Source organism: Paenibacillus sp. V4I5 (genome assembly GCF_030817255.1).
Lineage (GTDB): Bacteria > Bacillota > Bacilli > Paenibacillales > NBRC-103111 > Paenibacillus_E.
Genome location: NZ_JAUSZB010000002.1, coordinates 8000028 through 8014320 on the forward strand (window position 1 = coordinate 8000028; position 14293 = coordinate 8014320).

Consider the following 14293-nt stretch of genomic DNA (forward strand, 5'->3'; position numbering starts at 1 on the left):
GTGATTACTTGCGAGGGCTTAGTCAAAATTTATAAAACAGACGAGATTGAAGTTGTCGCTTTGCAAGGGCTAAATATTCAGATCGACGCCGGCGAGCTTATGGCCATTATCGGGAATAGCGGAAGCGGCAAGTCCACATTGCTGAACATATTAGGAGGGCTTGACCGCCCTTCTGCAGGTCAAGTGAAAGTCGGCGATTGGGATTTACTGAAGATTACCGACAAACAGCTAGTTGATTACAAACGACATACGGTCGGCTTCATCTGGCAAAATAATGCGCGAAATCTTGTCTCGTACCTCACCGCGCTCGAGAATGTAGAAATGCCGATGATGCTCAGTGGGAACTATGACCCAGTCTACGCGAAACAATTGCTAGAATGGGTGGGGCTCAGCCATCGTTTGAATAACAAGCTGCAAGAACTGTCAGGTGGGGAACAGCAGCGTGTGGCTATTGCGATTTCGCTTGCTAACCGTCCGCGTTTACTGCTTGCGGATGAACCGACGGGGTCGGTGGATACGAAGACGGCGGATATGATTCTTTCTATTTTCCAACGGCTGAATAAGGAATTGGGAGTGACGATTGTCATTGTTACCCACGATATGTCCATGGCAGGCAAGGTAGGGCGAGTCGTTGCTATCCGAGATGGCATGACAAGTTCGGAGTTTATTGCTCGCAATCCTTCGATTTCGGCGCTCGATGGAACGTCGGCAGGACTCACAAGTGAAGACCATGAGGAGTATGTGGTACTAGACCGAGCGGGACGTTTGCAGGTTCCGAAGGCTTACTTGAGCGCTCTGCAAATTGACGGTAAAGCTACGATGGAGTTTGACGGCGAGAAAATTATGATTAAAGCACCGAAGGATTTATCTGCGAACGAAGGAATCGAACGAATTGAACCTAATTCACAAACCGTTGGAGGAAAATCAAAATGAAAATGAAAATGATATCACGTAAAATGCTTGCTACAACCTTAACACTGGCTATGGTGGCTCCACTAGCTGTTGCTTGTACCAAAGGGGAAAAAGCCGATGATACTCAGGAGCGCGTGCTTAAGATCGCGACTTCTATGATGTACGGTGGTGATGACGAATATTTCAGACAACAATTCACCGAAATATTTGAATTCGCCAATCCGAATATCAAGATTGAAATGATTCCAACGATGGATGAGAAATTCCGTTATGGCAACGTTCAACCTGGAGAGAAGATGCCTGATCCCACGGAGAAGCTGAAGGAAGTGATGCAGGGTGATAATCCACCGGATGTAGTTATGGTAGGTTATGAACAACTGCCGGATATCATTGAAAGCAACTTGCTGACACAGCTTGATCCACGAATAACAAAAGATAAATTCGATACGGCCGGAATCGTTCCAGCGGTTATCGATGGTATGAAAAATGCAGGCGGTGGTAAGCTTTACGCACTTGCGCCGACATTCAACTCCTCGGCACTCATTTATAATAAGAAAATGTTCCAAGATGCGGGCGTCGATTTTCCTAAGGATGGGATGACATGGGATGAGACATTCGATCTTTCCAAACGCCTTGTTAAAGGGGAAGGGGAGAGCCGCATCAATGGCTTCTCATTTACAACGCAATCTCAAGGCGGAGATTTGTTCTATGGCATGCAAATGTACACAGCTCCCTTGCAATTAAAAATGTTTGATGACGCCGGTGAGAAAATGACGGTGGATACAGACCAATGGGAAAAAGTTTGGGCAAAAATGGCTCAGATGCAAAAAGAGAACGTGTTCCCAGAGATGATGGATCCGCAGAAGCAAATGAACCGTCAGTATGATCAAAATAATCCTTTTGCGTATGATGATTTCATGTCAGGCCGGTTAGCCATGGCGATTATCAATTATGGTCAAATTCAACAGCTTACGAATGCGAACAAAAATGCAGCCAATTATAAAGGTTACACACCCATCGACTGGGATGTCGTAACGATTCCTTCTCACCCGGAAGCAAAAGGTGTTGGCGGATCCATCTATATGAATGGTATTATGGGTATAAATGCCAAAGCGCAAAACCCTGATGATGCTTGGAAATTCATAAAGTTCATTAATGGCGATGACTGGGCAAAATTGAAATCTCATAGTTCCTATAACTTGGTTGCCCGCTCCAAATATTTGAAGCCCAAAGATGGGTTGGAATTTCACATGGAAGCTTTCTACAATGTGACGCCAGCTCCAATAGATACTAACACCAAGATTTATCGTACTAATCCTAACATTTATCAGGTACAGGAAATTGGTCGTACACAGTTTATGAATGTCCTTCAAGGGAAAACGACAGCTCGCGAAGCGCTCAAGCAATGGCAAACCCAGGGGGATGCGATGCTCAAACAAATGAAGGAAAATCCGAATGCACCTATGAACCCGATGATACAGCAGGCTGTGCCTGCTGGCTAAGCAGGATGGAATTTCTTAAAGGATGAACATATGAAGGAGGAAGCTTATTACCATGAACAACAAGATACGCTATACTCGTTTGGCAACCATTGCCTTGTCTGCTGCATTGACACTTGGAGCTGTAACGCCCGTTTGGGCGGATAGCAATCCTACTGCTATTACTTCGACTGTAGGTAAGGTTGCCATCACAGGAAGCAGTTACTTTGAATTGAAACAGATCCATGTTTTACCTGATCAAAGCGGCAAGCTTGCGACATTTACCATTACTATTCATAACGAAGGGAGCAGCGAGCTGCAATTCATAGATTATTGGGTACGGTTGAAAAGCAAATCCGGCAATCAATTTTCAGCACGCTTGCTGCCAGCAGATAAGGATAAGAACCGGGTTGCTCCCGGTTCAACGACAGATTTAACATTCTATGCGACCGTTAACACTAGCACGAACTTGCAAGATCTCGTTATCCAATTTATTAAATGGGATTTTAGTCAGTCGAATTTTGAGCGTGTTCTGGGTGAAGTCGCCGTACCGGACACCTATACAGACGTAACGCCTTCAGATGGTGCTGCAGCCATTTCTGTAAATGGAACCAACGTGAATGCTTCAATTAAAAAGTTTGTCAGCAATAAGAATGAAAAATATCATGTTCCCACCGTATATGTAACTTTAGAGAATGCTGGCAATCATACCGTTACGATTCCTTCTTACCTCTTCTCAATTCGCACGCAAGAGGGGTTGCTTTATCCACTGGAAGCCAAAGGATTGAAAGATTTGAAGATCAATCCAAAGGAAAGCAAAGAAATTCAGCTATCGGGTTCCATTCCAGTAGCCGTTGCCGCTGAAGCATGGCAATTGGCTGTGGCAGAAACAATTCCAGACTTGAAATTGAATGTTTCCGTTGCGAATTTTGGGCTGCCTGCCGTTACGCAGCAAGAAGGCGGCTCTGTGGGTAAGGAGTATTCCTTCACAAGTAAATCCGGTATTTATACAACTCAGCTTAATGGATTGCACCGACTGCCTTGGGAAGATCAAGACTTATTAACAGCCGATTTGACACTAAGTAATAAAGGTGAAGAGTCACTTCCTATCCCGAAATTATCAGGGTATTTCCTGCTTGATGGCGCTGTGAAAATTGATGCCAAGCTCATTCAGACGGCGAAAGTAATCGGATTGGGAGCAGGAGCGAGCGTTAATTTGCAAATTGCAGGTAAAGTGCCGTATACGTATGAATTTTCTCAAATTAAATTAGTTCTTCAAGAGAATGAGGGAGAAACACCGCCGGCGGGTACGGGCACTGCTACTGCAACGGATGTGCTGGAGTTTTCTACACAGGCGGAGCTTCAGGCTATTCCTTTCATTGGTATGGGGCAGTCCTATACATCCAATGATATTGGGCGTAAAGCGAAGTATGTTGTTCGAAGTGTTTCCACTTATGAGGATAAAACGAATATCATGTACTCCGCGATGGTGGAAGCAACCAATTTGGAGAAGCGTTTTACGAATGTATCCAAGTTCGTCGCCAATTTCCGATCATCGGATGGAACTGTTTTCCCGGCAACTGTTGCTGAAGTAAAGAACAAGATTAGTCCAACAGGAAAAGCGCTATTAAATGTATGGGCTTCTGTACCAAAAGGTTACACTACAGCGAATATGAACTTGCTTCTAGGAGAAGCAGTGACCGAAGGGAAGTTGTCTGAAGGTGAAAAAGCCGTTGCAGATTCCTACGTGAACCCAGTTTCCTACTGGCTGCCTGATGAGAAGACAAACGTAGCAACAACACTTAAAAAAGTTGAATTATTCCCCTATACAATTACGATTGATAAGATTGGGACATCAATTGAGGATAAAGTATTTACTTTAAAATTCAACTACGAGTTAAGCAAAGAAAAATTGACAGAAATTAATACCGAAGGCCATAACTTGCTGCTTGTTTTTGAAGATGGCGGTGGGATTAAACGATTTGAGAAAAAGTTTGATTTCAAAGACTTTGACGTTATTAACGGAGACTCAACCGCAGATGAAGATACGAAGATCCGTCTTGGCAAGCGGGAGAATTTCAAGATTACAAATCCTGATCCGGGCCTCATTTATAACACCAAATTCTTAGAGAAATATACACTTAGTATTTATGACGAGTTTCAAGGTCAGAGAAAGCTGCTGGCCACACAGAAAGCTGATTGGTTTATTACAACGGACTAATTCATTATTTGAAGCGAAGGCACCCCAGCCTTCGCTTTTTATTTTTTGGGTAGTTGAAGCATGTTTAAGGCGGGGGCCTCGCGAGTTGTAGCTCGGATCTGCGAGCTGAGAAGGCCGAAAAGGCCCTCTCAGCTGGAGCCTCAGCGCATTCCCGCCGAATAAGGTCGGAAAAGGCGCTTAAAGCTGAGGCCTCGCGAGTCTCAGCTTGGATCTGTAAGCTGAGAAGACCGAAAAGGCCCTCTCAGCCGCAAACCGCATATAGTCATATGACAATCTTATGACTGGAATATGACTTCCCTCACCTGTTTTTATCAAAATGAAGAGCTATAATAAATCCTGACCGAGAAAAAACATAAAATTTTCAATTCTAGTTTATGTTTTGTTAATAATTTCCAAGTATTATGATTAAGTGAGTAATAAGGATGTAGGTATTAAAGCTGGTGATAGGGGAGAAGTGAGAATGTCCAAGTTAATCGAGTTTTCAATGAAAAATGTGGCAGCGATTTTCATCGTCATGCTGCTGTTGGTCGTAGGAGGAACGTATTCTACAACCACATTAAAGGTAGAAAGTATGCCAGATATTACCTTTCCGGTCGTCATTATTAGTACTACATACGTAGCACCTCCCAAGGATGTGCTGGATGAAATTACGAAGCCGCTAGAGAAGGCAGTCGCTGGGCTGGATGGATTGAAAACCCTGAGCTCCGGGTCCCAGGACAATTACTCACAGATTATCCTGGAGTTGGACCAAGACAAGAAGCCTGAAGATGTTAAGAAAGATGTGGAGAGCTTGATCTCCAATGTTAAGCTGCCTCAAGGCTCTGAGAAGCCTAAAGTGTTAACAGCAGGATTTTCTTCCGAACCGGTTTATTATTTAGCGGTTTATGGTGAGGCAGGAATGAACCAAACCGAGCTGGATAAAGCCTACAAAGATACGATTCTTCCTGGCTTTAATGGGCTCAAAGGAATCGACCATGTCGACTCTGTAGGCAATCAGGATGCAGTACTTACCATTAAGCTGGATGCGCCTGCGATAAATAATTATGGTCTAACCCCGGCAGATGTTTCGGGTTTGATCAAAGCCTCTTTGGTATCTAGCCCTGCGGGTACGGTAGATTTCAATGGAAACACGCAGATGGTTCGAGTCAAAGGTGAAATGGATACGATTTACAATTTGGACAATTTGAAAATTACAACGAAAACAGGCGATACACTTCTTCTCAAGCAAATTGCCAAAGTTGAAGCAATCAGCGAGTCCAAGTTCATTGCACGATTAGATGATCAACCAGCCATCGGTGTACTGCTTTACAAAACGAAAGCAGCGAATGCTGTAGAATTTGCAGATAGTGCAGATAAGCTTATGACAGATTGGGGACAAACGCTGCCTGGCGTAAAATTCCACAAAATTTACAATTCGGCCAACGATATCAAAGATTCCATCCACGGTATGGTGCAAGAAGGCGGATTGGGCGCAGTGCTTGCCTCTTTAATGATCTTGCTCTTCCTGCGTAATATACGTATGACGATTATCGTACTCGTTTCGATTCCTCTTTCGATTCTTGTAACGTTACTAGTTATGGGACCTCTGGGCATATCCCTTAACATCATGACGTTAGGAGGAATGGCCATTGCCGTCGGGCGGGTCGTGGACGACAGTATCGTCGTTATTGAGAATATCTATAGTCAGCTGCAAAAAGCTCAAGAGCGTAACGAATCTGTTATTAAATTAGCAACGAAACAGGTTTCAAGCGCGATTACTTCCTCTACAATTACAACAGTGGGTGTATTTGGTCCCATTGGATTCGTAAGTGGGGTAGTTGGTGAAGTATTCCGTCCTTTTGCTATTACACTTGTTGTAGCTTTATTGTCATCATTGATTGTTGCCTTAACGGTGATTCCGATGCTGGCGAAGCTGATGGTGCTTAGAAGCAAGAAGCTTACAAATCACGATGATAATCACGTGGGACCTATGGGTGTGAAATACAAAAAAGCGATCATATGGTCCTTGAATAACCGCATCAAAACTTTATTGATGGCTGGCGTTGCCCTTGTCATCTCAATCGTCATTACAGTACCTAATTTAGCGGTGGCTTTCATGCCCAATAGTGAAGCCGTTAAACAAGGGGTCATTGAGATTAAAATGCCGCGAGAAACATCCATCGAAATGATGAATGAGAAGTCCAAAGAACTTGAAAAAGATTTGAAATTACATACGGACAAAACCGGTAAACCTGCATTCAAGTACATTGAATCCCTTATAGGTTACAACCAGAGCAGTGATCGGTATGCTTATAGAGCGATGATGTTTTTTGAGCTAACAGCAGAAACCGATGCGACAGAAGGTGTCAAAACGTATAAGGAAGATATGTTGAAACTGATGCCTCCAGGATCCGATGTGAATATACAATTGTTTACCGGTGGGCCACCTACCTCAACTGGAGCTGATTTCTCGTATTCCCTTAAAGGGGATGACCAGCTTTATCTTAAGCAAGCATCGCAGCTGGTTAAAGATAAAATGAAGGAGTTCCCTGAGCTGAATGACATTAAAGACAGCTTGAGTGATTCCAAAACCGAAGTCGAGATTACAGTAGATCAAAACAAAGCACGCTTGTATGGGCTTTCTAGTGCTCAAATTTTACAATCCGTCAACGCCTGGATAGCGGAAGAGAAGCTGGGCGATCTGAAATTTAATAATATCACCTATGCAACCAAGGTTATGTTGAATCCTGCTTACAAAAACTCTGTGGATAAACTGGGTACTTTCTTGATCAAGACTCCTACTGGTCAAACGATTCAATTAAATGAAGTAGCTCGAGTCAAACAGATTGAAGCGCCAAATAGCATTAGTCGTGAAGATCAAGAACAAATTGTCAGTGTAAGAGCGAAAATTGATGCCACGGATAAAGGCGGCGTCAGCAAGAAAATTACGGAAGAACTGGCGAAGTTAGAACTGCCTTCAGGCGTCACTCGTGAAGTGAAGGGTGTATCTGATGATATTCAAAAAAGCTTCATGCAAATGTTTATGGCCATCATTGCTTCCATCTTCATTGTTTACATGGTAATGGTTATTGCCTTTGGTAACGCTAGAGCGCCCCTTGCTATTCTGTTTTCACTGCCGCTTGCAGCTATTGGGGGCCTCTTAGGACTTCTAATTACGGGCGAATCAATCAATGTAACTTCGCTCATTGGCTTCCTCATGCTGATCGGTATCGTTGTAACAAATGCGATTGTACTCGTAGACCGCGTACAGCAACTAAGAGAGCAAGATTATTCGATTCGTGACGCACTTATTGAAGCGGGAATTACGCGTTTAAGACCTATTATCATGACGGCAGGTGCTACTATCCTTGCACTGTTGCCTTTAGGACTTGGATTATCCAAAGGAACGATCATTTCAAAAGGTTTGGCTGTCGTAGTAATTGGCGGTCTTACGACTTCAACTCTGCTAACACTCGTAATTGTGCCTATTATTTACGAGATCTTATTTAAGAAAAGAGAAGGCCGCCTCTTCAAGAGAAAAGGGAAATCAAATTCCATCCAATCGGAGCAAGCAACATCTGCCCACCAATAAGCTGAACATGGGAAAAGGAGAAAACGAATATGAAACGTCAGTTGTTTACGATTAAACAGAGTACCAAATTATTCGGTATCGTCGCGCTCAGCGCGGCGATAGCCGTAGGATGTTCCGCATCACCAGCAGCAAGCCCGGCAGCAACAACTGCTGCAGCCGAGCAAGGGGTCAAGGTAGTGAAAACGGCCAAAATTGCCAAGCAAAAGATTGGTGAGCCTGTTGAACAAGTTGGAGACGTAGTATCATCCGTTCAATTAGATATCGTCGCGAAGTCTGGTGGCGAAGTCATCGAAATCGTGAAGAAACGCGGAGATATCGTAGAGAAAGGCGAAGTGCTTTTCCGCTTGGATCCAACGGATGTTCTTATACAGAAGGATTTGAATTCTGTTAATATTAAAGGGGCGCAAGCAGGACTGACAGAGGCTAAACAGAAGACTTCCAACGGGATTGAAGATGCCAAGGATGGCGTATCTAAGTTGGAGACCGCCGTTAGTGATCTAGAGAAAGCCTACAACACGGTGCGCAATGAATATGATCTAGGGACAGCAACGAAATCTCAATTAGAGCAGGCGGAAACGGCGCTTATTAATAGAAAGAAAGATTTAGCAAGCGCACATAGATCATTGAAAACATTGCAAGAGACGAATTCGCTCGCACAAGTAGAGACTAGTTTAGAATCGGCGCAAGTAAACGCTAAGAATATCGAGAGAGCTCTTAGCAACCTTGAGGTGAAAGCACCAGCTTCCGGCGTGTTGACGGATCTCAATGTTACTGTCGGTCAAACGTTAGCGCCAGGCGGCCGCGTAGGGGAAGTTCAACAGACGAATCCGGTCAAAATCAAATCCCAGCTTACCGAAGCATCGGCTAACCTTGTTAGAGGCAAGAGCGAATTGACTTTCTACATACCTGGGGTAACGACGAAAGCCGGAGCCAAAGTGATTTACTTATCAGATGTGATTAACGGACAATCCAAAGCTTATGATCTGGAATTGGAGGTTCCGAATCCTGATGGCAAGCTGAAACCAGGCTCCAAAGCACAGGTGGAACTTACCAAAGATGATGAACAAAATGTACCTGTCGTTCCAAGTCTAAGCATCGTTCGCGAAGGTGGTAATAATTTTGTCTTTGTTGTGAATGGTGAAACCGTACAAAAGCGTAAAGTTGAACTTGGTCGATTAAATGAGACCAATCAGGAAGTTATTTCCGGAGTCAAAGAAGACGAAATTCTTGTTATATCCGGTCAACATCAACTAAAAGATCAAGATAAAATAAAAATTGGTAACTAACAAAGACTTGAAAAGGAGAGACTTTGAGCTCCTGCTCAAAGATCCCTATAATTGGAGGAGAAACAAGTGAATAAGACGATGAAGAGATCACTAGCTACCATTGTTCTATCAGCTGCAATATTAACAACAGCATCTTTTCCTGCATGGGCTGCGGATGGTCTAAACTCGGCAGCAGCAGTTGCATCAAATACAAGTATAAGCTATACACTAAAGGATAAAATTGAGGTCGAAATTAAAAGCATTCTCAATGAGCACGCGTCGGATTCAACGAAATTGGGTGCCGTCATTCGAATTAAAAATACGAGTGGTAAAATCTCTCGTGTACCTGACTATGAACTGCGGGTTCGGATGGCCGATGGTATCGAATATACGCTGCAGCCAAGTGCCAAAAACCCTAAATCCATACAACCCAAGAGCCAGCAGGAGCTCAGCTACTTGACGACGGTTGAGCGGAGTGACGATGTTGCTCTTACCGACCTCAGCTTTGTAGATGTAGATCTTGAAGTGTACCCGAAAGAAGAAACAACACTGCTTTCCGTAGCAGTTGACTCTGGCATCGTATGGAATGGCAGTGACAGCACCATAACGAAACCAACCGCTATTCTTAAATGGGGAGAAGCGTTTACCTTACCTTCTTTGCGCTCATCCCTTGGATTCATTCCTGTGGACATTCATAAGGAAATTACAGCTAAAGGCGTTTCTACGGTTGTGCAAATTCAAGTTGTAAATCCGACCAAAGAACGTCAAACCGTACCTAACTTTGGGATTGATGGGAAAACAGAAAATAACGTTTATTCCGGCAGTCGCGCCGAAGCTTCCGTCATGCTAGATCCAGGTGAGAAGAAATATATCCATATTGTCATTCCGACTGATCTGGATACGGAATTTACTAGCCTGAATGTAGTGACACCAGAGAGTTTTGCCATTACGACGAGTGAAGGTAAGTTCCAAGAAGACACTTATCGGGTAGGACGCGTCAATATTCTTCTCCCTACAGGAGCTGCGACGCAGGGAGTCATCCCTGCCCCAGAATATACCTTAGGTACGCCAGTTAAACTGGATTCTACGAATAAATTCGTTCCTTCCAATGTCGATGTTTCGTTGGTTGAATTACATGTAACAAGTAATGAAGACGATGGCTTTAATACGGTTGTGGCGAAGTTTAAATTGACGAACAACAGTGACCGTCCAATCCCAATTCCGGCGATCCAAACGGAACTTGTTAGTAAAGATGGTTATGCGTATGGAGGAAGAAGACAGGAAGCTACCGCACTAAGTGTTGTTCCTAATGCCTCGTATGTCGTTAGCTATTCATATGCACTTCCAGCGTCTGAAAAGGGTGAAGGCCTTAAAATGAACCTTTACAGCCAACAAGTTAGTGGAGAAACGACCTATAAATCACTGCTTGCGACGGCGAAAGTACCTGTTCAGAAGAATGATCCAACGAGCAAAACGCTGGACGTGTACCCGTATGGTATTACTATTAAAGATTGGTCAATTTCAGCTATTTTCCAAGGTAATATGACTTATGATTATAAGCTGAAGCTCGATCTGGACATTAAACCGGATAAGCAAGTGACGGTAGATAAGTTTAACAGTAAGCTCTCATTCGAATTATTCGATAATGTTGGAAATCCTGTTGGAAAATCAGTTGAAGCCTTGTCAGGCGAAGGCCGTTTATACAATGGAACAAACACAATTAACCTAAATGCGAGATCCAACCAACTGGACTTCCCGATTCAGGTCAAAGTATATGAGACATTTACGAACGAATTTGGTGAATCCGTTAAACGGTTGTTGACTACTTTCAAACAATAGTTAAATCAATGAAAACTACTTGGACGAATGCTCTAGAGCATCTCCAAGTAGTTTTTGCTTTATTTTGAGCAGTAACTCATTGCTTAGTGGAGGCGTGCTCATAAGGTGGCCTTATTTTGGATAAGATAGGATTAACGATATGAACATAACGGAGTGAATGCAATGAACTGGATATATTGGGCAAAATTATACGATTCGAAGTTTCAAGCAGGCTGCTTGGCGAAAAGAATGGAAGAGGACTGGTGGATTTACGGCTATGAATGCCCACAAGAAGTGGAAGTATTTAAGTCCAAAAAAGGGCGATTTGGCGTTCGTTACAACACGTAATTCAAACGAAATACCCTAGAAATTAACGCTTGACTTAGACCGCGCATTTAGTGTATATTTATTTTTGTCGCTGTTGAGCGGCAGCTAATGACGCGGGGTGGAGCAGCCCGGTAGCTCGTCGGGCTCATAACCCGAAGGCCGCAGGTTCAAATCCTGCCCCCGCAACCAAATTTTACTTTGGGCCTATAGCTCAGTTGGTTAGAGCGGTCGGCTCATAACCGATTGGTCGGGGGTTCGAGTCCCTCTGGGCCCATAGCACGGAAACCCTTGGTATAAGGGTTTTTATTATTTTATAACAAATAAGCTTCTCGATTTCATCTCTTCCCGATGAAATGGAGGGGCTTTTTACATTTTAGTACGTATATCACAAGCTAGTCTGATTTTCCTAAAGGGACAGTGACCTCGAGTGTCGAAGAATTGTTCATGCAGATGCTTGCACAGATAGGATATGACCATACTAGACAACAAAAACAGGCTGAACTTTTAGGAAATGGATGGGATATAGAATGACAACACTTCTCGGAATAGATTTAGGGACTTCCAGCGTGAAGACGGCTGCCATGGACCCCGCGGGACGGGTGGTAGGCTTATCTCAACAAAGCTATGATATTCATTCGCCTTTGGTCGGCTATGCGGAGCAAGAGCCTCAGCAATGGTGGGAGGCAGTACGACAAACCTTGTCTGAATCCGTCAGGCAAGCAGGCTCAGGTAGCAGCAACCGTTATGCTATTGGCTTATCTGGGCAGATGCATGGGCTTGTTGCGATCGGGATGGACGGACGGGTGCTTCGGCCGGCGATTATATGGTGCGATCAGCGTTCAATTGAACAGAAGGAACAGCTTGAGGCGATGTATTCTATCGAGCAGCTTGGCAAGCTAGTACAGAACCGGGCTGCGACTGGCTTTCTGCTTTTATCGCTGTTGTGGTTAAAGCAGAATGAACCGGATACATATGAGAAGATATGGAAAGTCATGCTGCCGAAGGATTATATCAGGTACAAGCTAACCGGCGAAATAGGAACCGAGTCAACGGATGCATCAGGCACATTAGCTTATGATGTAGCCAATAAGTGTTGGTCCAGAGAACTGTTGGGACAGCTCGGAATTGATCCGCAACTGCTGCCGACTGTTCGTGAGCCTTGGGAGGTTGCAGGAACGCTAACAGCTGAGGCAGCAACCGATTGTGCCATTCCAGCAGGTACGATTGTTGTCTTTGGCGGCGCAGATCAGCCCATGCAGGCTATTGGCAATGGGATTTTACACCAGGGGCAGGCTTCGTGTACGCTGGGCACAGGAGGACAATGGTTTGTCCCTGTAGCTACACCTACCTATGATTCCTTGCTGCGAACGCATACCTTCACCCACGCGGCACCGGGCAAATGGTATATGATGGCGGCGATGCTGAGCGCTGGATTATCACATAGATGGCTAACAGAAAATATCCTTCAAAATAAGGACAGCAGGTCACTGGATGAAAGTGCTGCTAAGGTTCCCCCAGGCTCAGAAGGGCTTATTTTCCTGCCCTACTTGACAGGGGAGCGAACCCCGCATATGGACCCTTTTGCCAGAGGTGCCATGTTCGGTTTAACGCTGAAACACACTGAAGCACATCTGGTTCGATCTGTCATGGAGGGAGTGGCTTTTGGGCTGCGTGATGGGTTAGAGGTATTAGTGGCATTGGGTGTGAGCGTTGACCGAATCGTGATGGCTGGTGGTGGAGCTAAAAGTGCTGTATGGCTGCAGATACTTGCAGATGTGCTGAGTCGTGAGTTGTATCCATCCGCTATGAAAGAGCAGGCCTGCATTGGAGCGGCCATGATGGCTGGAGTAGGAGCAGGCATATACGCATCGATAGAGGAGGCGTGTGAGATCGTGGTGAAGCAAGCCGAGAGACCGATTACGCCTATTTTGAAGAACAGATCCGTCTATGAAGAGCAGTACGCTTTCTTTAGAGAGTTATATCAATGCAATAAGGAATTGTTCAAAAGAATGAGTGGTCTAACCAATCCTAGTCATTCAAGCCAATAGTGCAGAAATTATAGTTATCGATGAAAACCTGAGAAATCAGGTTTTTTTGTTTTGTGGGGATAAAAATTATTCATCTGAGAGATCTTATACAAGGTTGCAAAAAGGAAGTTAAGAAAGGAGAGGTTTGGATGGGGATTTTAAGTGGGAAACCCAAGGACGAGCCCTTGCATTACGGGGAGGTTTATGATGTTTGGCAGTTCTCCATGACAGCGAAGGGATGTATTTCGGGTTATAGAGCTTTAAGTTATCATGCTGGAGATAAAGACTTAAAAGAGATCATCGGCGATATCATCAACCAAGCCGAGCTAGAAGTTAAAGAGTGCGACGAAATCCTTAATAGTAATGGTATCGTTCCTCATCCGGCACACCCTGACCGCCCAAAAGCGAAATTAGAAGAGATACCTATCGGAGCAAGATTCACTGATCCCGAGATCGCAGCTATGGTATCGGCAGATCTGGCGGCGGGGCTGATCACTTGCAGTCAGGTAATGGGCAAGTCTATTCGTGAAGACATAGGTGCTCTTTTTGCAAAGTACCATATCACCAAGGCTGCTATTGGATTAAAGGCTCTTCGACTAAGCAAAGAAAAGGGGTGGCTTGTCCCCCCGCCTCTACAAATTAAAAGACCCGATTTAGTGGAAGCTTAAAACTTA

The 14293-nt window shown here is 44.3% G+C and carries 9 protein-coding genes and 2 tRNA genes; all 11 read left to right on the plus strand.

Annotated elements, in window-relative coordinates:
- The 11 genes from QFZ78_RS37815 to QFZ78_RS37865 all read left to right on the plus strand — a co-directional run bounded on the left by QFZ78_RS37815 (position 1) and on the right by QFZ78_RS37865 (position 14287).
- On the plus strand, positions 1 to 933 hold the full coding sequence (locus QFZ78_RS37815; protein WP_307555243.1) for an ABC transporter ATP-binding protein: 933 nt from the start codon (positions 1 to 3) through the stop codon (positions 931 to 933).
- Positions 930 to 2414, plus strand: a complete 1485-nt coding sequence (locus tag QFZ78_RS37820; protein WP_307555245.1) for an ABC transporter substrate-binding protein — start codon at positions 930 to 932, stop codon at positions 2412 to 2414. The genes QFZ78_RS37815 and QFZ78_RS37820 overlap by 4 nt, the downstream gene beginning before the upstream one ends.
- A 52-nt stretch (positions 2415 to 2466) precedes the next feature.
- Positions 2467 to 4611 (plus strand): hypothetical protein, encoded by a 2145-nt coding sequence (locus tag QFZ78_RS37825; protein WP_307555247.1) that lies wholly within the window; start codon positions 2467 to 2469, stop codon positions 4609 to 4611.
- A 460-nt stretch (positions 4612 to 5071) separates the two neighbouring features.
- Complete coding sequence (locus QFZ78_RS37830; protein WP_307555249.1) at positions 5072 to 8182, plus strand: efflux RND transporter permease subunit; 3111 nt, start codon at positions 5072 to 5074, stop codon at positions 8180 to 8182.
- A gap of 29 nt (positions 8183 to 8211) precedes the next feature.
- Positions 8212 to 9468, plus strand: a complete 1257-nt coding sequence (locus tag QFZ78_RS37835) for an efflux RND transporter periplasmic adaptor subunit (RefSeq protein WP_307555251.1) — start codon at positions 8212 to 8214, stop codon at positions 9466 to 9468.
- Between the two features lie 66 nt (positions 9469 to 9534).
- Complete coding sequence (locus QFZ78_RS37840) at positions 9535 to 11286, plus strand: hypothetical protein (RefSeq protein ID WP_307555253.1); 1752 nt, start codon at positions 9535 to 9537, stop codon at positions 11284 to 11286.
- Between the two features lie 162 nt (positions 11287 to 11448).
- A complete protein-coding gene (locus tag QFZ78_RS37845) occupies positions 11449 to 11613 on the plus strand; it encodes a hypothetical protein (protein WP_164484139.1) in 165 nt (54 codons plus the stop codon).
- A 91-nt stretch (positions 11614 to 11704) separates the two neighbouring features.
- A tRNA-Met gene (locus QFZ78_RS37850) sits at positions 11705 to 11781 on the plus strand.
- 11 nt (positions 11782 to 11792) lie between these two features.
- Positions 11793 to 11866: transfer RNA gene (locus tag QFZ78_RS37855), tRNA-Ile, on the plus strand.
- 253 nt (positions 11867 to 12119) lie between these two features.
- Positions 12120 to 13640 (plus strand): xylulokinase, encoded by a 1521-nt coding sequence (gene xylB, locus QFZ78_RS37860; RefSeq protein WP_307555256.1) that lies wholly within the window; start codon positions 12120 to 12122, stop codon positions 13638 to 13640.
- A gap of 128 nt (positions 13641 to 13768) precedes the next feature.
- A complete protein-coding gene (locus QFZ78_RS37865; protein WP_307555258.1) occupies positions 13769 to 14287 on the plus strand; it encodes a DUF3231 family protein in 519 nt (172 codons plus the stop codon).
- The last annotated feature ends 6 nt before the right edge of the window (positions 14288 to 14293 follow it).

Coding starts and splice junctions, on each gene's coding strand:
- QFZ78_RS37820 (WP_307555245.1), top strand. CDS start 930: ATGAAAATGAAAATGATATCACGTAAAATGCTTGCTACAACCTTAACA.
- QFZ78_RS37825 (WP_307555247.1), top strand. CDS start 2,467: ATGAACAACAAGATACGCTATACTCGTTTGGCAACCATTGCCTTGTCT.
- QFZ78_RS37830 (WP_307555249.1), top strand. CDS start 5,072: ATGTCCAAGTTAATCGAGTTTTCAATGAAAAATGTGGCAGCGATTTTC.
- QFZ78_RS37835 (WP_307555251.1), top strand. CDS start 8,212: ATGAAACGTCAGTTGTTTACGATTAAACAGAGTACCAAATTATTCGGT.
- QFZ78_RS37845 (WP_164484139.1), top strand. CDS start 11,449: ATGAACTGGATATATTGGGCAAAATTATACGATTCGAAGTTTCAAGCA.
- xylB (WP_307555256.1), top strand. CDS start 12,120: ATGACAACACTTCTCGGAATAGATTTAGGGACTTCCAGCGTGAAGACG.
- QFZ78_RS37865 (WP_307555258.1), top strand. CDS start 13,769: ATGGGGATTTTAAGTGGGAAACCCAAGGACGAGCCCTTGCATTACGGG.